Genomic DNA, 18617 nt, shown 5'->3' on the forward strand with positions numbered 1-18617 from the left:
CGCCGCTCAACTCGCTGTTTCAAAGAACTCGGTCTCTTCGCGGTCCGGAATGTCATCGGCCTTTCGGAGTGCGATCACCACACGGCAGCGATTGTCACCGCGTGCCATTGCCTCGTCGATCCTGACGCGTGCGTAGCCGAGGTTTTCCGCAGCAATATGACCGAACACGTTTACCGTCATGCGACAGAGCGAGTATCTGCCGTTCACCTTGTCACCAAAGGGACAGGCCGAGTTGACCAACGTGATGTGGTCTGCGTCGATGGATTCTATGGAAAATCCACCGTCGATCCTTTCCTTGAGGTGGACCAGCGCCGACGCGACCTGCTGTGGGTCCAGCCGGTCGGTGCCAAGGGCCGTGCGGTAATCCTGATTGAGGGCGCGGCCGATCAAGAGGCCCACATGATTGACGTAGGCTGCGGCCTCACGCTCTCCCACCGTTTCTTCGAGAATGCCGGACAGTCCCCGAATGACTGTCCGCATAAATTCGTCCTTGTTTAACCCGGGTGGTGCATCGGATGTGTCAAATGCGGATGACATGGCTGGCTCCATCAGGGGTCTCAGAGTTGGCAGTCTATGGACGTCCACCGACACAAACATATTTTTTCAATATATCAAATAAAATCTGCCCAAAAAATTGACATGCTGTGCGACCCTCTCGTCAGGAGGGTCATTCGGCAGAAAACCTGACGCATCGCTCCAAAGATCAAGGTTTTGCAAGGCTGTAGACCGCGACGCCACTGCCATCCGCACCCGGGACCGGGCGCAGATGAGTCTTCTCCGGGCATGAGCCGCGTGCTCTGCCGACGGCTGAGGAAAAGCCGTTATCTCCGCAACAAGGCCGACAGTTGGTCACATGCCTTGATTGCATTGTCGTATTGTCCGGACTTCACGAAGGCCGACACTCTGTCGAAGGCCGCACTGGTGCAGATCGGGTCAAGACAAAGGTCCGCGTCGCTCTCCCGGCTCGCGGTCAGGGTGTAGGATGCGTCACGTTCCGTGGCAAAGGATTTGGTATTGCGACCACTGATGCGGCCGAAATCATAAAACATCCCGCCACTGTCGATCGCCCAGCGCATAGAAAGCAGGGTCAGAAAGGACCGGAGATCCCCCGCCCCGGCGTCTGGTGCCGTCACGCAGGCAAGTTGCAGCAGGGGCCCAACAACGCCTCGAATCCTGCAGGCGTATCTATCAGGGTCACCTTCATGTCCACGCGAAACGATCCACCTGTCGAAGACTAAAAATGTGAACTACGCAGCCCGAGAGAGCACCTGATCAAAGACGCACGCGGCGTCCTCGAATTCACACCCGATCGGGACAGTCAACGCCTGGCGGGCGCCAAAGTATGCACCGACACGGCACAAGTGACCGGCAGGTTCGGGATGCCCCCCTGCATCGTCGTATTTTCGCACACACATCTTGGACAACTACCCATTTTTATTGGGGCTAGCCTTAGAATTCACTTGCCGGCATGCATCTCGGAGTAAAGCCGCGATCCGAGGATGCCCGTACCGAAAAAATCTTTTTCGGGTAAGCTTAAACATCTCCACCAACACAAGCTCTACATCTGGCGGATCCACAGGTGCCCGGCGTTGTGTGGACCGGTGCTGTTTCAGAACGCGGCAAGCGTATCCTTTCGAGACATTCAACGTAGCATGAACATGATCAATACAAACACGGCGATGAGCGGCGCATAGACGTTTCCCCTTGCAGCTTCGGCCAAGAAAAGCTGCTCCAGCCTCTGTTCAGTCCCGCCTATCTGGCCGATCGCATCCAGACGCGCCGTGCCTTGCCCCGTCAGAACCTCAACCTCTGTAACGTCGGGCCAATCTCTTCTGGCTTTGGTCGCTCAGTCGCTATGTGTTTCCACCGTTTTAATAAACATCGCGGGGGCCCATATCGGTAGGGAGGACCGCTTCCGACAATTGTCAGCCGAATGGCAACAAAGCACACGATGCCTTGGTCCAGGTTATGCAATTGGCATGCCGCTGCGAATCTGGCGCGATCCTCGGAAGCGTCCGCTATTTCAGACTAGGTTTGCTCCTGCCCGGATGGCTGGGCGCGGTGGTTGGCTGAGCACGAAAGGCACCGCATGTGTTGCCCACAGCGATCCGCCCTGACATGATCGATCTGGTCCTGATTTCCGGTTTCAAAAACTGGCAGAACACCGAATTGCAGCGTTAAGGGGCAAGAGCGATGGAACACGCTAAGAAAGATCTGGCGGTGGAAATTTGTCGGGCTGCGGGCCGCGCGGCCCTTACCTATTTCAAAGATCGCTCCACCCTGATTGTGGACAAAAAGGGCGATCAGGACTGGGTCAGCGAGGCGGATCGGAATGTCGAAACCCTGATCCGGGAACATCTGAATGCCGCCTGCCCCGACGATGGCATCGTTGGCGAGGAACAGGCCAGACAAACCGGGACAAGCGGGTTTGTCTGGGTCATTGATCCCATCGACGGCACCACAAATTTCGTCAACGGTCTTCCGGCGTGGACGATCGTGCTTGCGGGTGTGTTTCAGGGGCAAACAGTGGTCGGCGTGATCCACGATCCGATCCATGATGAGACGTTTGTCGCCGTTCGCGGCGGCGGGGCGACACTCAACGGCCTTCCGATCCGGGTGGCGGATGGCGTTCCACTGTCAAGCGGCACTGTCGCGGTCGGCTACTCCAATCGTGTTGCGCCAGAAAACGTCCTGCCTATTGTCTCTGCGTTGGTGTCAGAGGGGGCCATGTTCCACCGCAACGCCTCTGGTGCTCTGTCCTTGGCCTATGTCGCCGCTGGACGGCTGTTGGGGTATTTGGAAGAACATATGAACGCTTGGGATTGCCTTGCCGGGCAGCTGTTGATTGCAGAGGCAGGCGGCAGAATAGAAGAGCAGGATGCGGATGCGATGATTGCCGACGGGGGGCGCGTCGTCGTCGGGACGCTTGACGTGTTTGACGCCTTGCAGGCCATGGCGAATGAGGCCTGGTTGACATGATCCTGTCGACTGAGCCCCGACCCGATCCCGCCCCATAGGGCGTTTCAAGGGCGCTCCTTTGCCCCCGGCGCAGCAAACCGCTGGCGGCGACGGGGTATCAGCTTTCCGGCAACAGAACCGGCCCCTTGCCCGCAAAGGACATGCGGACGGCGCGCCCCACAAGCAGCGGCTCATCGACCTCATCCTGAACGGCAAAAACCTGACCAAAGCCGCCCTCAAGGGTGTATTCCATCCGCTCGCCCACATAGGTCGCCTTGGCAATCGTTGCGGGAATACCCTCATCGTCGCCGATCCGCAGGCGTGAGGGACGGACCGCTAGGGTGGCAGGACCAGCAGACAAACCGCGCGACGGCAGTGTGTGGCGATAGCCCTCAATGTCGATGGTTGCCATGTCCCCCTCGACTGCAACAATCTGGCAGGCGATCAGGTTCGCCTCGCCGATGAAATCGGCGACAAAGCGGTCCTTGGGCGCTTCGTACAGATCCCGCGGTGTGCCGATCTGGGCAATGGCCGCGTTGCGCATCACGACAATCTGGTCAGAGACCGCCAGAGCCTCTTCCTGATCATGGGTGACGTAGACCACGGTCAGACCAAGATCCTTCTGGATGGCGCGAATATCCTCACGCACCTGACGGCGCAGCTTGGCATCAAGGTTGGACAGCGGCTCATCAAACAGCAGAACCTGCGGTTCCAGCACCAGCGCCCGCGCCACGGCGACGCGCTGTTGCTGACCGCCCGACAGCTCGCTTGGCAGCCGGTCGTCATACCCTTTGAGCCCAACCAGTTCGAGACCGTGCAGTGCGCGGCTGCGCGCCTCTGCCTTGTCGAAGCCGGAAAAGGTCAGCCCATATCTGACGTTTTCCAGCACGGTCATATGGGGAAACAGCGCATAGGACTGAAAGACCATCGACACGTCCCGATCTGTCGCGGGCAGTTTGGTCACGTCGCGATCCCCGATCAGGATGCGGCCCGTGGTCGCCATCTCAAGCCCCGCAATCATGCGCAGGGTTGTCGTCTTGCCGCAGCCCGACGGCCCTAGCAGCGTCACCAGTTGCCCGGCCTCGACGTGCAGGTCGATGTTGTCCACCGCGACGACATCCTTGCCGAACCGCTTGGACACGCCTTCGAACCGGACAGGTGCGGCTTTGCTGCTGATTTTCGCGTCGCTCATGTCGATTTCCCCGATCCGTGTTGGGTGCGTCGCCCGATCTGCACCCGGCCCACCACGATTTGCAGCAACCCGACGGCGGCCAGCATGACGAAGATCAGCGTGGTGGAATAGGCGATGGCAAGGCCGTAGTCGTTATTTTCGACGCGCCCGATAATATAGCTGGTGGCCATGTCGTATTCGGCCGACACAAGAAAGATCACCGCCGAAATGGCCGTCATTGCCCGCACAAAGCTATAGACCAGCGCCGCAAGGATCGCCGGACGCAGAAGTGGCAAGATCACACGGCGGAAAGTCTGCCAAGAATTCGCCCCCAGCGTCAGCGAGCTTTCGTCCAGAGACTTGTCCAACTGGCTCATCGAGGCGATGCCCGCACGCACGCCCACCGGCATGTTGCGGAAGATGAAGCTGATCACAAGGATGATGCCGGTGCCGGTGATCTCTATCGGCGGCACATTGAAGGCAAGGATATAGCTGACGCCGATCACCGTGCCGGGAATGGCAAAGGACAGCATCGTGCCGAACTCGAACGCGTTTTTGCCCGCGAATGTCTGGCGTGTCAGCAGGTAGGCCGTGATCAACCCCACCGCGGCGGTCAGTGGCGCGGCGATGGCGGCAATGGTGATCGTGGTCCAGAAACTGTCCCAAGCGGCCCCGGTCCAGCGAATGCCTTCGGCCTCGAACCTCACAGAAAAGGCGGTGACATAGTGCTTGAACGTCAGCGTGTTGTTGACGCCCCAGAGGTCGACGACGCTGCCGTAAATGATCATGATATAGACCAGCGCCGTGAACAGCGCCCAGCCCAGCGCGACAGCCATCACAGGGATCGCCAGCCCGCTTGGCATCAGGGGATGCACGCCTGCGTCACCCTTGCCCGAAACGGTTGTATAGCTCTTTTTGCCCAGCCAGGCGCGTTGCGCGTAAAACGCCGAGAGCGTGAAGAACAGCAGAACCATCGCCAGAACAGCGGCGCGTCCCTGATCGTATTGCGCGCCGACGATGGCAAAGAAAATCTCTGTCGACAGCACGTCGAAGTTGCCGCCCAGAACGAGCGGATTGCCGAAATCGGCCATGCTTTCGATGAAGCCTAGCAGAAACGCATTGGCGAGGCCCGGGCGCATCAGCGGCAAGGACACGGTGCGGAACACCTGCCATTTGTTGGCGCGCAGCGTTTGCGCGGCTTCTTCCATCGAGGGGCTGACGCCTTCGACGACGCCAATCAGCACGAGGAATGCGATAGGGGTAAACGCCAGTGTCTGCGCGATCAGCACGCCGGGCAGACCATATAGCCACCGTGTGGGTCGCACCCCCAATAGATCGGCAATATAGACGGTCACGGTGCCGGACAGACCGAACAGCAGGATCAGCGCCAAGCCGATGACAAAGGGCGGCGTGATGATCGGTAGAACTGTCAGCGCCCGCAGCGCGCGCTTGTAGCGAAACCCGGACCGGGTAACGACAAGGGCAAAGGCAAGGCCAAGGACCGTGGTGAGAAAGCCCACCGCAATGGCCAGAAAGAGTGAGTTCCAGGCAACCCCGCAACGTGCGCCCCACAGGCAGCCCAAACCCCAGAGCCGGTTGTCCATGAACTTGGCAAAGAAGACGGATACGGAATAGCTGCCCTCTTCGGTGACGAAGGCGGCAAACAGCATTTTGGCGATCGGAAAAAACACAAATGCAGTGACGATCACGATGATGCCGCCAATCGCGCTGACGACAAAGACATCGCCATTGATCGCGCCGCGTGCTGCGATGCCTTGGGTGAACAGAAACAAAAAGGCCGTGGCACAGATCATCGCGCCGTAGCCCATGCCAAACTGCCGGTCGCCCAGATCGCCGAACAGCGCGGTCAGCCACTCAAAGGTGAACCCGCGAATGCCGATGCCAAAGCCCTGGGCAATCAGCCAGCCAAAGCCAAGCGCCCCGGTCAGGATCAGAATACGCGCAAACAGCGGATCAGATTTCAACCGGCCCAGCACCAGCAACGGCAAGGCCAGCGGGATCACCAAAGGCGCCAGCCACAGCTTTTCACCCTGTGCGACCAGAAACGCGGCCGGGGCGAAATCCTCATCGAAGGGATAGCCATTCAGCAGCCACTCAAACGACCAAAAACCGTCCTCGACCACGTACCAGGGCAGGATGCAGAACCCGACCCACCCGGCGATGATCCAGAAGATCAGTACCGGATGGGTGGTCCGCTCACTTGCGGCAACCTGCATGGGTTACTGCGGCAGAACCGAGACGTCTTCGTCCCATTTCTGGAGCAGGCGCTTGCGCTCATCCGACGACCCGTATTTCACAAAGTCGTAGTCAATCAGCTTGATGCTGGCCATGTCGGGCGCCTTGTCCGAGGTCTTGGCCCCCTTGTTGGACGGCACCTGAAAGGCGTTGACCTCAAGCGCGAGGTTCTGCGCGTCGACTGACAGCGCCCAGTCATAGAACTGTTTGGCCTCGTCCATGTTGCGCGCGCCTTTGACGATCGACATGGAGCCGATTTCATAGCCGGTGCCCTCACACGGGGCGACAACCTTGATCGGGAAACCGGCGACGGCCTGCGCCACAGCATCATGCATGAAGACGATGCCGATTGTGCTTTCGCCACGTCCCGCCGCCTTGATCGGGGCAGAGCCGGATTTGGTGTACTGGTTTATGTTGGCATGAAGGCCCTTCATGAACTCAAAGCCCTCATCCTCGCCAAAGATCTGAATGATCGAGGCAAGCGTGGTGTAGGCCGTACCGGACGAGTTGGGGTTCGCCATCTGGACATGCTGCTTGTACTCGGGCTTTAGCAGATCCTTCCAGCAGGACGGTTCCGGCAGATTGTTCGCGGCCAGCAGATCGGTGTTGTAGCCATAGCCCAGCGCGCCAGAGTAGATGCCGATGGTCCTGTTTCCCGCGCTTTCGGCCTGACTGATGGCCCAGTCATGCAACTGGTCGCGCATGGGTGACAAGTACTCTTCGGTGAGGCCCTCTTCGGCGGCCTGCAAATGCGGATCGCCGGTGCCGCCCCACCAGACATCGCCCTTGGGGTTCACCGCTTCGGCGCGGATCTGGGCAAAGGTCTCACCCGAGGATTTGCGAGTCATGTTGACGTCAATGCCGGTTGCGTCCTCAAAACCGCGGGCCATGACTTGGCACCATTCTTCCTGCGCGCTGCAATAGAACGTCAGCTTGTCCGCGTAGGACGCCGAAACGGACGCCGAAAGCGCAATCAGCGATCCGGCCAATGTAAGTGTGGTTTTCTTCATGTCTTTCCTCCCAGAAATGAACTCTTGCCGGTTTGCCCGGCTTATAGTCTGCACGTCCTCACGATGCTTTCAGAAGCGCCTTCATGCCCGGTTGTCCTGTCGGCTGCTTGGCCAATTCCGTCAGCAAGGCGGTCAGTTCCGTCTCCTCCACCAGCCTGGCCGCCTTTTTCGGAGAAAACCAGTGCCGCTTGCGTTCTTTGCGCTCTTTCCAGCGCCGTTTTAGATGTTCGACCATCATCGGATAAACTGTCACGCGGCAGAGCAGGCTTCTGCCGTCGTCCAACAGCTTGGCATAGTGATAGGCGCCAATAGCGGTGTTTGAGATGAAGCCGACCGCCCCTGCCTCTTCCAATGCCTCGATCTCGGCGGCGCGCCACGGCTTTTTGCCGTCCATCAGCCAGCCTTTTGGCATCACCCAGCGGCCCGTGTCGCGCGAGGTGACCATCAGCACGCGCAGCCTGCCTTTCTTGTCGCGGTGGACAGGCAGGGCGGCGATCTGCTGGGCGGGGTTGCCCGCGTCCGTCATGTCTGGTCTCATGTCTGGCCTCCCGCGTACCGTGGATGTGCAAGACGACTGCCAAGCAGATCACCCGTCTTTTCCGCAATCGGATAGGCCAGATAGCAAAGTGCCGCGTTGATCTGTTTGAGCAGGCGCAGGGTTTCCTGATGGATGTTGGTCGTCTCGACGCTTGCCGCGCGGCGCTTTCTGAGCCGGTTCAGGTGCCGGGCTTGCAAACGCTGTTCTTCGCGGCGGACTCGGTCCTTTTCCGCGACCAGCTGGCGCGCCGCTTCGGCATCGCCGGTTGTCAGCACGCTCAACGCAAGTTGCGTGTTGGTGACGACCTGATCATGGAACTGTTCGATATCCGACAGTCCCTGATCGGAAAAGGAAATCGCCTCGTCGTGCATCTTTTTGGCAAGCGCCAGAAGGTTGACGGCAATCTTGTCTGCCGCTTCTTCCAGATTGTTTGCCATCGCCACCAACTCGACAGAGCTTTGCGACTGCGCCCCGACATCGTTCTTTTCGCGCAGTTTCGAAAGATAGATCTTGGTCTCAAAGTGCATCCGGTCGACAGCATTTTCGCGCTTTTCGATCACTTGTGCGACCTGTGGATCCCATTCCCGAAAAAGCCCCATGACCGGGATCAACATGGCCTGAACGGTTTCAGCCATGCGCAGCAATTCGCGTTGCCCGCACGCCAACGCATAGTCGGTGTTTTCCAGGGCATTCGGATCCAGCGCGCTGACGGTTGTATCGGTTTCAACCTTGGAAACCGGGACAAAGGCGCCAGACAGCCGGATCAACACTCGCAACCCAAGAAGGCCAACACAGACCAGCGTTGCGTTCAACAGAATGTGCAGCATCACAACCTGCTGCCCGGCGTCCGGCCCAAGCAGAGACAGGTCGATCACCTCGAACACAATCAGGCTCAGTGCAGCAAGGGTGATGCCCCCTCTGGCCAACAGGTTTCCGACAACCACCTGACGCGCCGGTCGGGGGGCCGACGACAACAAGACCATAGGCACCACTGCCCCGCCAAGGTTTGCGCCGATGACCAGTGCTGCGGCGACCGAAGGCGCAATCAGGCCGGATGCGGCAAAGGTCGCAAACGTCAGGATCGCTGCAAGGCTGGAATGCATGATCCAGGCAAGGACCGCACCGATCAGGAACGCGCTGAGCAGATCATTCACAAAATAGGCAGCGATCTCCTGCACGATTTCGTTTTCGCCAATCGGGGCGGTGGCCGTGCGGATCATTTGAAGAGAAACCAGAACCAGCGCAAAACCGATCACGATCCGCCCGATCTGCTTGGCCTTGCGGGACCGGGCATTGAAAAATGTCACGATGCCGATCAGCAGCAGGAATGGAATAACCACCTCGACCGGCGACATAAGCACTCTGGCCATTGCGGCCGATCCCAGATCCGCACCCAGCAACAGCGCCAGCGCCGAAGGTGGGGTCAACATTCCCGACGCGACAAAGCCCCCCCCGATCAGGGCGACGGCTGTCGAGCTTTGCAGCAGCATGGCCGCGATGCCACCACCTGCGGCAGCGGTAACCGGACGTTGGGACAGAGTTTTGAGGTGCCGCCGCAACTCTGCCATGAACGCACGTTCGACGCCGGTCCGGATCAATCGGACCGACCACAACAAGAGGGCCACTGCCGCAGCCAAGTTTACTGAGAGAAGGATCAAAGGTGTTGCACCAAAGTCAGCTTTCTTTCCTTTCCGCCAAAGGAACAAACCGGTGTCCGCTGGCGTGTATTCGAAAACATCCGCCCAGAATGCCACTTATGCAACAAAAATTATTGCAATAACGCCCGAAAGGCCACAATCCTGATCCTGGAACACGAGTCGGTAGGGCGCATGTCGGACACCTCGGCCTCTGAGGTCAAAAAGAAGGGAAGCGCGGACCGGATCAAAAAGTCCGAACGTCGGCGGCAAATCCTGCTGGAGCTCAAGCTGCGCCCGCATGTGCGTATCAGCGAGTTGGCCGACCGTTTTCAGGTCTCGACCGAAACCGTGCGGCGGGATTTTGGAACGCTTGCCGACGACGGGCTGATCAGCCGCGCGCATGGCGGCGCATCTGCCCCGTCACAGGGGCACTATCCCGGACTGGATGAGCGTGCCAACGCCCTGATCGAGGAACGCGCCCGTATCGGCATGAAGGCCGCGGAACTGGTTCAGAGCGGGGAAACCCTGATGATCGATTCAGGGTCTACAACGATCCAGATGGCGCGATCGCTGGCCTATCTGGGCACGTCGTGTACGGTGATCACCAATTCGATCCCGGTTGCCATGACGCTGGGACATGGTGCAGCCGAAGTCCTGTTGTGCCCGGGCGAATACATGGCTGCTGAATCCGCGCTGGTCGGAACCGAAACACTGGAATTTCTGCGACGATTTCATGTTGATCATTGCATGATCGGTGCGTCAGGGTTGTCCGAGGAGGGGCCATCCGAAACCGTGCGTGGATTCGCAGCCGTCAAGCGCGTGATGCTGCGTCAAGGCGCAAGACGCCATTTGCTGATCGACGAACAGAAATTCGGCCGAAAGGGTCTCGCCTTGGTTGGATCGCTTGACGCGTTGGACACCATCATCACCGACAACAAGCCCAAGGGGGATTTGCTGTCAGCGTTGGATCTGGCCGACGTTCACATTTCGGTCGCAGACCATGACTAAGAAGACAAAAATAAGAGCGGCCCCAACGGTCGCATGTCAGGAAGGGAAAAAAATGTCACTTAACATCAATCACCTGCTGGGCGCATCTGCCATTGCGCTGATGACGATGGGCACAACCGCATCTGCTCAGGATTGTCCGCGCGGCGATCTGGACGAACGCTATTGCGACGTGGACGGCGACCTGATCGCCGACATTCCGACCGATGCAGCGGACCAGATCGACCCGGACACACTGATTTTTGCCTATACCCCGGTTGAAGATCCTGCCGTCTACAAAACCGCATGGGCGGATTTCCTGGAACATCTAGAGGCCGAAACCGGCAAGGACGTCATGTTCTTCCCGGTTCAGAACAACGCTGCCCAGATCGAAGCGATGCGTTCGGGCCGTCTGCATATCGCGGGCTTCAACACGGGCTCCAACCCGCTGGCCGTCAACTGCGCCGGTTTCCGTCCGTTCACCATCATGGCAGCGCCGGACGGCAGCTTTGGCTACGAGATGGAAATCATCACCTATCCCGATTCAGGTATCGAAAAGGTCGAGGACCTCAAGGGCAAGCAGTTGGCGTTTACTGCGCCCACGTCCAACTCCGGATTCAAGGCCCCTTCGGCAATCCTCAAGGCGGACTACGGTCTGGAGCCTGAAACAGACTTTGAACCGGTTTTCTCGGGCAAGCACGACAACTCTGTTCTGGGCGTTGCCAACAAGGACTATCAGGCCGCAGCAGTCGCCAATTCGGTCATGGGCCGGATGATCGAGCGGGACGTTGTCAGCGCCGACCAGATCAAATCGATCTACAAGTCGCAGACGTTCCCGACGACCGGCTATGGCGTGGTGTACAACCTCAAGCCCGAGCTTCAGGAGAAGATCAAGAACGCGTTCTTCAACTTTGAATGGGAAGGCTCCAGCCTGAAGGAAGAGTTCGAAAAGAACGGCGAAGGCCAGTTCCTTGAGATGAACTATCAGGAGTTCTGGGACGTTATCCGCAAGATCGACGCGGCAAACAACGTGTCCTACGCCTGCCAGTAAACCAAACCTTGATATGGCAGGTCCCTGACGGGGCCTGTCATGTACCCCTACAAAGGGTCGATGAATGCTGCGCCTTCAAAAGCTGACGAAAACATACAAAACAGGTGATCAGGCGCTGAAGGCGATTGATCTAGAGGTGCCGGCGGGCCAGGTTTTGGCGCTGATCGGCCCATCGGGTGCCGGCAAGTCGACGATGATCCGCTGCATCAACCGGTTGGTGGAACCCACCAGCGGCGAGGTGATGCTGGAAGACACCGATCTTGCCAAGCTGGGCACTTTGGCGTTGCGCAAGGCGCGCCGGTCCATGGGCATGATCTTTCAGGAATATGCGCTGGTCGAACGCCTGACAGTGATGGAAAACGTGCTGTCGGGCCGTCTTGGCTATGTCGGCTTTTGGCGCAGTTTCCTGCGCCGTTTCCCGCAGTCGGATGTCGATGAGGCGTTTCGCCTGCTCGACCGGGTGGGGCTGTTGCATATGGCCGACAAGCGCGCCGATGAATTGTCAGGTGGCCAACGCCAGCGCGTCGGCATCTGCCGCGCCCTGATCCAGAACCCCAAGCTGCTGCTGGTGGATGAACCCACCGCCTCGCTTGACCCCAAGACAAGCCGCCAGATCATGCGGCTGATCACCGAACTTTGTCAGGAACGGGGGTTGGCCGCGATCATCAACATCCATGACGTGGCGCTGGCGCAGATGTTCGTGCCGCGCATCGTCGGCCTGCGGTTCGGGGAAATCGTCTTTGACGGCCCGCCGACCGGTTTGACCAGCGACAAACTGACAGAAATCTACGGCGAGGAAGACTGGGAAGCGACCATCGAAAAGGTCGAGGACGAAGACGACATCGAGGCCGCGGAATGAGCCATCGAGAGTTGGACGACATGCTGGGCAAGGGCTGGCGCAAGCCGCCCTTTATTGCCAACACAAAGTTGCGGTGGGCGCTGCTGGCGGGTTTCGTCGCCTATCTGATCGCCGCTTTCCTGACCATTGAGGTGGATTGGGGCCGCGTCTATGCGGGTCTTGACCGGGGATGGCAGTTTGTCCTGTCCTTCACCCGGCCCGATTTTGTCTCTCGCGCCAGCGATATCTGGGAGGGGCTTTTGGAAAGCATCGTGATGACCGTCGCGGCCTCTGTGGTTGGCATCGCTATTTCCATTCCCATCGGCCTGGGCGCCGCCCGGAACATCGCGCCGATGCCGGTCTATCTGGTCTGTCGCGGCATTGTGGCCGTCAGCCGGGCCCTACAGGAAATCATCGTTGCGATCCTGCTTGTGGCCATCTTCGGCTTTGGTCCGCTGGCGGGGTTCCTGACGCTGTCCTTTGCCACCATCGGGTTCCTGTCCAAGCTGCTGGCTGAGGACATTGAATCCATGGACCGCGTACAGGCCGAGGCCATCAAGGCCAGCGGCGCGCGCTGGATGCAGTATATCAACTATGGCGTCCAACCACAGATCCTGCCGCGGCTTGTCGGCCTGTCCATGTACCGGATCGACATCAATTTCCGCGAAAGCGCGATCCTTGGCCTTGTTGGCGCAGGCGGCATCGGTGCGACACTGAACACCGCATTTGACCGATATGAATACGACACGGCCGCGGCGATCCTGATCCTGATCATCGTGATCGTCATGGGCATGGAATACCTGTCGGGCGTCATTCGGGCGAGGGTACAGTAATGCCGGTCATCGAACAGGACGGAACACAGATCTGGAAACGCCGCACCAGACGCGAAAGCCTGCTGCGCTGGTTTGGCTGGCTCTTGGGTGTCGCGGTCTTCATGATCTGTTGGCAGCGCATCTCTGACGCCACCACATGGTTTTTCGTTTGGGACGCGCCGCGCATCGCAAACGACATCTGGACCCGCGCAACGCCGCCCCGTTGGGAATATATCACCCAGCTTGGCCGCCCGATCTGGGACACGCTGAACATTGCCACACTGGGCACGATCATCGCACTGTTCCTGTCGGTTCCGGTCGCCTTTCTCGCGGCGCGCAACACAACCCCGTCGCGGGTGTTTGTCCGCCCCATCGCCCTGCTGATCATCGTCTCGACCCGGTCGATCAATTCGCTGATCTGGGCGCTATTGCTGATCGCCATAATCGGTCCCGGCGTGTTTGCCGGTGTCGTGGCTATCGCGATCCGATCCATCGGGTTCTGCGCAAAGCTGCTGTATGAGGCGATCGAAGAGATCGACCATGGACAGGTCGAGGCGATCACCGCCACGGGTGCGTCGCGCTGGCAGGTCATGGCCTATGGGATCGTGCCACAGATTATGCCCGCCTTTGCCGGTGTGGCGGTCTTTCGGTGGGACATCAACATCCGGGAATCGACGGTTCTGGGGCTGGTCGGCGCGGGCGGCATCGGGCTGCAACTGTCGTCGTCGCTGAACGTGCTCGCCTGGCCGCAGGTTAGCCTGATCCTACTTGTGATCCTTGCAGCCGTTGTCATCAGTGAATGGGTATCGGCCAAGGTCCGGGGCGCCATCATATGATCAGCCTGACCGCGGACGAGGCCTTTGCGGCTTATGAGGCGGTCAGGCATCGACTGCCTAAATCCGTGGCACGGGACACGCCGGCCCGGCGTGTCACAACCCTTGCCGAGATCACGGAGGACTTTGACGTCTTTTTGCTGGATGCCTTCGGCGTTCTGAACATCGGCGAGACGGCCATCCCCGGCACCGCGGGCCGCATCGCGGATCTGCGGGCGGCGGGCAAAACCGTCTCTGTTGTCTCGAACGCCGCCAGCCTGCCCGCACCGGAACTGTTGAAGAAATACCGCCAACTGGGATTTCAATTCGACCTGACCGACATTGTGACCAGCCGCATGGCGCTGGCCGTCGCAATATCCGAACATCATGACCTGCGGTGGGGCGTCATGGCCCCGGACGGGTCGCTCTTTGACGATCTTGGCGCAATGGACCTTGTCCTGCTGGGGGATGACCCGCGCACCTTCGATGAGGTTGAGGGCTTTGTGCTGATGGGCAGCGGTGCGTGGACCCCGCTTCGACAGTCGCTGCTTGAAAATGCGCTGCGGGCACAGCCACGGACAGTTCTGGTTGCAAACCCGGATATCGTCGCACCGCGCGAACACGGTTTTTCGCAGGAACCCGGCTTTTTCGCACATCAGTTGGCAGACCGCGTCGGGATCGATCCGGTATTCTTCGGCAAACCCTTTCCCAGCGTATTTGATCTGGCCCTTTCCCGTCTGGGCACGGTCGACAAGTCGCGGGTCATCATGGTTGGTGACAGTCTGCACACCGATATTCTGGGCGCACAGACCAGCGGCATCAGCTCTGCCTTGATCTCTGACTACGGATTCTTTGCCGGATTGGACGTCGAAAAGGCCATACGACGCGCTGACATCTATCCCGACTTCGTTGTGTCCCGGCCCTGACCGTTCAAAAGATGTGACGCATTTCGAGGGCAGGTGTCACACTTTGATGGTCGCCAAAGTCCCTGAATCTACCCTCGTTTGCGCAGCAGATGTTTCCAGGCCTTTAGATCAATGATCACCTTTCCTGTTGCCACAATAGCCAATACGCATAGCACCGTTTTCGAAACCGTGCCCATCGTTCCCTGAATCAGGATCGCATGCACCGCACTGGTCGCGACGACAATGCCGACAACGCTTGTGTGCGCAATGCGCCAGACCCGCACGCCCAACCGGCGACGGACCAGCGACAGGAACGCCGCCGCGAAAACGCCCCACATTGCGATCACTCCCCAAAGCGAAAAAGGCGTTGGCGATCTGAACAACAGGACGTCAATCACGTCAGGCGGGCTGGTGATCCACAGGCCCGCCACATGGACAATCACCGCAAGGACCAGTCCCGCGCCAACGATGCGGTGAACACGACGCCCCCGCCGGGCAGGCAGACCGGGAAGGTAGCCACCGGCGAGCAGCGGTTGGACCAGCAGCAACGCCATCGCAAACACCCCGGCGAACCCCGCTGCGATATAGACAGGCTCACGCCATGCCAACAGCGGACTGCGGGCAGCGACGGCAATCGGCACGGTCACGGCAAGCGTGAGCGCCAGCCAGATCAGCGTCGACGTTGCAGGCTTCACTGCCTTCAGACGGGTTTAAGGACGAAATCGGCGCTCAGGGATGTGTCCCCGGCGCGCCGCATCACCGGACGCAGAAAGACGGATTCAAAATCCTCTCCGTCATACGCAACGTGGCCATGCGGTTGACCAAAGGCCGGGATGATCTGCGGCATCTCAAGGCGGAAAACGCCGTTGGCATCGGTCAAGGTCGCACCATGGCTGTGCGGATCGCGCTCATGCCCCTCAGTCGTATGCGCCCAGATCTGGATACGCTGGCCTGCCAGAGGCGCACCATCCCCCGCGCGCCGTACCGTCCCTGACATCAAAAAGCCCCCGCCGCCAATACGCTCGACGATCGGCGCGCCGGGAAGATAGTTGTTGGCACCGGCACGCATCGAAGGGGTCGGCGCAATGCCCTGCGCCAGAGCGGGCGCCAAGAGGCCAGACGCCCCCGTGGCCACCAGCGATGCTGTGGCAGTCAGGACTGTGCGGCGGTTCAGCAAGGACAAGCTCATGTCGATTTCTCCTGCGAGGCAAGGATCATTCAGGTGACATGCAGGGCCGGACCGGTCGATCCAATAAGCCTGACCTCTGCACGCATGAGCTTAAGATAGTGGTTTCCGGCGGCGGGGCGAAGCAGCCCCACAGCTTCGTGAACGCGCCCCACGGCTGATCCCCGTGGTGCCGATCCTTATCAATTCGGTAATATAGCCGCTGACCCGCCCCGAGCAAACAAACCTTGTTCACCCGGGGCAAGCTGTATCAGACGATCAGGAAATCGTCGGCCCCGATGGTAGGCAAAGACGACAACTGGGCAAAGGCCACGGCTTCGGCATCGCCGCTGCCATCGCTGTCGTAGTAGACCTTACCGGTATCGGTCTCATAGATGATGCGCTGGTCTGCGGTGGTGGTAACGCCATCGACGTTCGCGACAAACATGCCAGCATCCAGCGCGCCGCTGGTCAGCCCGGTGAACACCGCGCTGTCCAGAACCATCACGTCCTCGCCAGCGACGAAATCAAGGATACGGTCCTCGTTTGCGGGATCAAGCGCCGAGTTGAAGACAAAGCTATCCGCATCGTCGCCACCGCGCAGGACGTCCTTGCCCTCGCCGCCGTTGATCGTGTCCATCCCGTCATATCCGTACAGAATGTTCCGGCCAGCGTCGCCGATCAGCATGTCATCGTGGTTCGAGGCGTAGACATGCTCGAAACCTGAAATCACATCGCCTTCGGCGTCACCGCCAGAGGCCTGTTGCTTGCCAAAGGCATCCGCGTTGAGGTCCACCGTAACGCCACCGGCAGAATCCGTGTATTGCAGGACGTCGGACCCGCTGCCGCCCTCCATGGTATCGGCACCTTCGCCGCCCCGGATCGTGTCATTGCTCGCCCCGCCGTCGATCACATCATCGCCGTCAAAGCCAAGGATGTAGTTCTTGCCCGCATCGCCGGTCAGGTCATCGCCGAAATCAGATCCTTGGATGTTCTCGAAACCGGACAGAACGTCGCCTTCGCCGTCGCCACCAGAGGCCGACTGAAAGCCGTCCAGACCAACCGTCAGGTTGACCGTGACGCCAGCCGCAGAGCCAAGGTATCTGACCCAGTCGTTCCCGTTGCCACCGTCCAGTGTATCGGCACCCATTCCGCCGCGCAGAACGTCGTCTCCATCCATGCCGTTGATGATGTCATCGCCGTCATAACCGAACAGAATGTTGCGCCCGGCGTTGCCGGTGATCACGTCAGCATGATCCGACGCATAGACATTCTCAAAGTTGGAGATGACGTCGCCCTCTGCATCGCCACCCGATGCCTGCTGGAATCCGGCGCTGTCCTCATTCAGGTCGACCGTGACGCCAGCGGTTGAGCCGACGTAATACAGGACGTCCTCATCCGCGCCGCCGTCCAGAGTATCCGCGCCCGCGCCGCCAGAGATGGTGTCATCGCCCGCGTCGCCGCTGATCACATCGTTGCCACCCTGACCGTCAAGGCTGTCGTCGCCAGCCAGCCCCAAAATCAGGTTCATTCCCCGATCACCGACAAGGGTATCGTCCTGTGGAGTTCCTATGACATTGTCGATCACGTCCGCGATATCGACATTCATCGACCCAAGGTCGATCAGGTCACCATCGACAGCGGCGCGCAGCGAAATCACCGCCACATCATCTCCAAAGACGTCCTGAGCACCCGTGTATGTCACCACGTCGCCGTCGCTCAGGTAATCCGTGATGTCATCGCGTGTACCTGTCAGGTATAGCGTGCCGGACCCGCCGCCAGTCACCGTGACATCCTGCGTTGCAGTGGCATCAAGCGTCCCGTCCCCGACCTTGAACTCCAGCGTCATGATTTCGGACTTCTTGGCGATGCTGTTGAACTTGATGTCCGAGATATCGACGTTCCCGGCGGAATCTTCGTCAAACAACAAGTCTGTTGGCAGCTTCTTGGATATGGATTTCTTCGTCTTGTCCGTCGTTTCCTGCTGAAAGATCTGCAACCATTGGCCGCCAGGGCTTGCCTGTTGGCAGTCAGCCCAGTCGAAACCGAGGCCGAAGTTCAAATTGGCATGGTTGCCTGACAAACAATTGGCAAAGTAAGAGAACGAAAACATGACGTGCCTTTCCTGATTGTGGACCCACGGGTGGCCGGCGATGGTCGGACAGGGGCGGGAGCTGGTGCAGAAAGAGCACACAAACCCCGATCTGACCGGCCGGATCAAGCGGCGTGTCCGAACGTCGGATTCCTTATTAAGCTTTCATTAACCTTGAGATTGTGTTTGGCTTATGGAGCGATTTGGGAATATGTGGGGCTGTTGCGTGGCCCTGCCCCTAGACGTTGAGGTGTCCAGCCGGCCATCCGCGGCCCAAACACCGTCAAATCCCGCACACTGTCCCATCACCGGAAACATTTCCGCATTGATGCCCTCAATGTTTCTACGGTGGCCCCAATTTTCGCCACATTTGCCGTTCATCTTCATT

Annotated in this window: 17 protein-coding genes; 7 read left to right on the plus strand and 10 right to left on the minus strand. The window is 59.3% G+C overall.

Features of this window, described 5'->3' with window-relative positions; all coding sequences use genetic code 11:
- Positions 1 to 6 precede the first annotated feature (6 nt).
- Positions 7 to 480, minus strand: coding sequence for a methanogen output domain 1-containing protein (locus tag ANTHELSMS3_RS02675; RefSeq protein ID WP_198319871.1), 474 nt, complete (start codon positions 478 to 480; stop codon positions 7 to 9).
- A 341-nt stretch (positions 481 to 821) separates the two neighbouring features.
- Positions 822 to 1076, minus strand: a complete 255-nt coding sequence (locus ANTHELSMS3_RS02680) for a hypothetical protein (RefSeq protein ID WP_094033526.1) — start codon at positions 1074 to 1076, stop codon at positions 822 to 824.
- A 1117-nt stretch (positions 1077 to 2193) separates the two neighbouring features.
- Between ANTHELSMS3_RS02680 and ANTHELSMS3_RS02685 the strand changes: the two genes are divergently transcribed.
- Entirely contained in the window at positions 2194 to 2979 is a 786-nt protein-coding gene (locus tag ANTHELSMS3_RS02685; RefSeq protein ID WP_094033527.1) for an inositol monophosphatase family protein, read from the plus strand.
- Between the two features lie 97 nt (positions 2980 to 3076).
- On the opposite strand, the gene ANTHELSMS3_RS02690 is transcribed toward ANTHELSMS3_RS02685, so the two are convergent.
- The 5 genes from ANTHELSMS3_RS02690 to ANTHELSMS3_RS02710 are packed head-to-tail and all read right to left on the minus strand — an operon-like array spanning position 3077 to position 9531.
- Positions 3077 to 4150, minus strand: coding sequence for an ABC transporter ATP-binding protein (locus ANTHELSMS3_RS02690; protein WP_094033528.1), 1074 nt, complete (start codon positions 4148 to 4150; stop codon positions 3077 to 3079).
- Positions 4147 to 6366 (minus strand): ABC transporter permease, encoded by a 2220-nt coding sequence (locus ANTHELSMS3_RS02695; protein ID WP_094033529.1) that lies wholly within the window; start codon positions 6364 to 6366, stop codon positions 4147 to 4149. The genes ANTHELSMS3_RS02690 and ANTHELSMS3_RS02695 overlap by 4 nt, the downstream gene beginning before the upstream one ends.
- 3 nt (positions 6367 to 6369) lie before the next feature.
- Positions 6370 to 7395 (minus strand): ABC transporter substrate-binding protein, encoded by a 1026-nt coding sequence (locus ANTHELSMS3_RS02700; RefSeq protein ID WP_094033530.1) that lies wholly within the window; start codon positions 7393 to 7395, stop codon positions 6370 to 6372.
- A 58-nt stretch (positions 7396 to 7453) separates the two neighbouring features.
- Positions 7454 to 7933: an NUDIX hydrolase gene (locus tag ANTHELSMS3_RS02705; protein WP_254694828.1), complete on the minus strand. Its 480-nt coding sequence runs from the start codon at positions 7931 to 7933 to the stop codon at positions 7454 to 7456.
- Complete coding sequence (locus ANTHELSMS3_RS02710) at positions 7930 to 9531, minus strand: Na/Pi cotransporter family protein (protein ID WP_254694829.1); 1602 nt, start codon at positions 9529 to 9531, stop codon at positions 7930 to 7932. The genes ANTHELSMS3_RS02705 and ANTHELSMS3_RS02710 overlap by 4 nt, the downstream gene beginning before the upstream one ends.
- A gap of 231 nt (positions 9532 to 9762) precedes the next feature.
- Here ANTHELSMS3_RS02710 and ANTHELSMS3_RS02715 point away from each other — a divergent pair, with 231 nt between their 5' ends.
- From ANTHELSMS3_RS02715 to ANTHELSMS3_RS02740, 6 genes are all read left to right on the plus strand, one after another.
- A complete protein-coding gene (locus ANTHELSMS3_RS02715) occupies positions 9763 to 10578 on the plus strand; it encodes a DeoR/GlpR family DNA-binding transcription regulator (RefSeq protein WP_094033532.1) in 816 nt (271 codons plus the stop codon).
- A 52-nt stretch (positions 10579 to 10630) separates the two neighbouring features.
- Complete coding sequence (phnD, locus tag ANTHELSMS3_RS02720; RefSeq protein ID WP_094033533.1) at positions 10631 to 11605, plus strand: phosphate/phosphite/phosphonate ABC transporter substrate-binding protein; 975 nt, start codon at positions 10631 to 10633, stop codon at positions 11603 to 11605.
- Between the two features lie 64 nt (positions 11606 to 11669).
- Positions 11670 to 12464, plus strand: coding sequence for a phosphonate ABC transporter ATP-binding protein (phnC, locus tag ANTHELSMS3_RS02725; RefSeq protein WP_094033534.1), 795 nt, complete (start codon positions 11670 to 11672; stop codon positions 12462 to 12464).
- Positions 12461 to 13276, plus strand: coding sequence for a phosphonate ABC transporter, permease protein PhnE (gene phnE, locus ANTHELSMS3_RS02730; RefSeq protein ID WP_094033535.1), 816 nt, complete (start codon positions 12461 to 12463; stop codon positions 13274 to 13276). The genes phnC and phnE (ANTHELSMS3_RS02730) overlap by 4 nt, the downstream gene beginning before the upstream one ends.
- On the plus strand, positions 13276 to 14091 hold the full coding sequence (gene phnE, locus ANTHELSMS3_RS02735) for a phosphonate ABC transporter, permease protein PhnE (RefSeq protein WP_094033536.1): 816 nt from the start codon (positions 13276 to 13278) through the stop codon (positions 14089 to 14091). Before phnE (ANTHELSMS3_RS02730) ends, phnE (ANTHELSMS3_RS02735) begins: the two co-directional genes overlap by 1 nt.
- Positions 14088 to 14993, plus strand: coding sequence for an HAD-IIA family hydrolase (locus ANTHELSMS3_RS02740; protein WP_094033537.1), 906 nt, complete (start codon positions 14088 to 14090; stop codon positions 14991 to 14993). Before phnE (ANTHELSMS3_RS02735) ends, ANTHELSMS3_RS02740 begins: the two co-directional genes overlap by 4 nt.
- Before the next feature lie 68 nt (positions 14994 to 15061).
- Here the strand turns inward: ANTHELSMS3_RS02740 and ANTHELSMS3_RS02745 are convergent, their stop codons facing one another.
- The 3 genes from ANTHELSMS3_RS02745 to ANTHELSMS3_RS02755 form a co-directional block, all read right to left on the minus strand.
- Positions 15062 to 15667 (minus strand): ferric reductase-like transmembrane domain-containing protein, encoded by a 606-nt coding sequence (locus ANTHELSMS3_RS02745; protein WP_094033538.1) that lies wholly within the window; start codon positions 15665 to 15667, stop codon positions 15062 to 15064.
- Between the two features lie 5 nt (positions 15668 to 15672).
- The gene (locus ANTHELSMS3_RS02750; RefSeq protein WP_094033539.1) at positions 15673 to 16161 is read right to left on the minus strand and encodes a twin-arginine translocation pathway signal; all 489 of its coding nucleotides are present in this window, start codon (positions 16159 to 16161) and stop codon (positions 15673 to 15675) included.
- 247 nt (positions 16162 to 16408) lie between these two features.
- Positions 16409 to 18136: a calcium-binding protein gene (locus ANTHELSMS3_RS02755; protein WP_198319872.1), complete on the minus strand. Its 1728-nt coding sequence runs from the start codon at positions 18134 to 18136 to the stop codon at positions 16409 to 16411.
- Positions 18137 to 18617 lie beyond the last annotated feature (481 nt).

Source organism: Antarctobacter heliothermus (assembly GCF_002237555.1).
In the GTDB taxonomy this organism is placed as follows: Bacteria; Pseudomonadota; Alphaproteobacteria; order Rhodobacterales; family Rhodobacteraceae; genus Antarctobacter; species Antarctobacter heliothermus_B.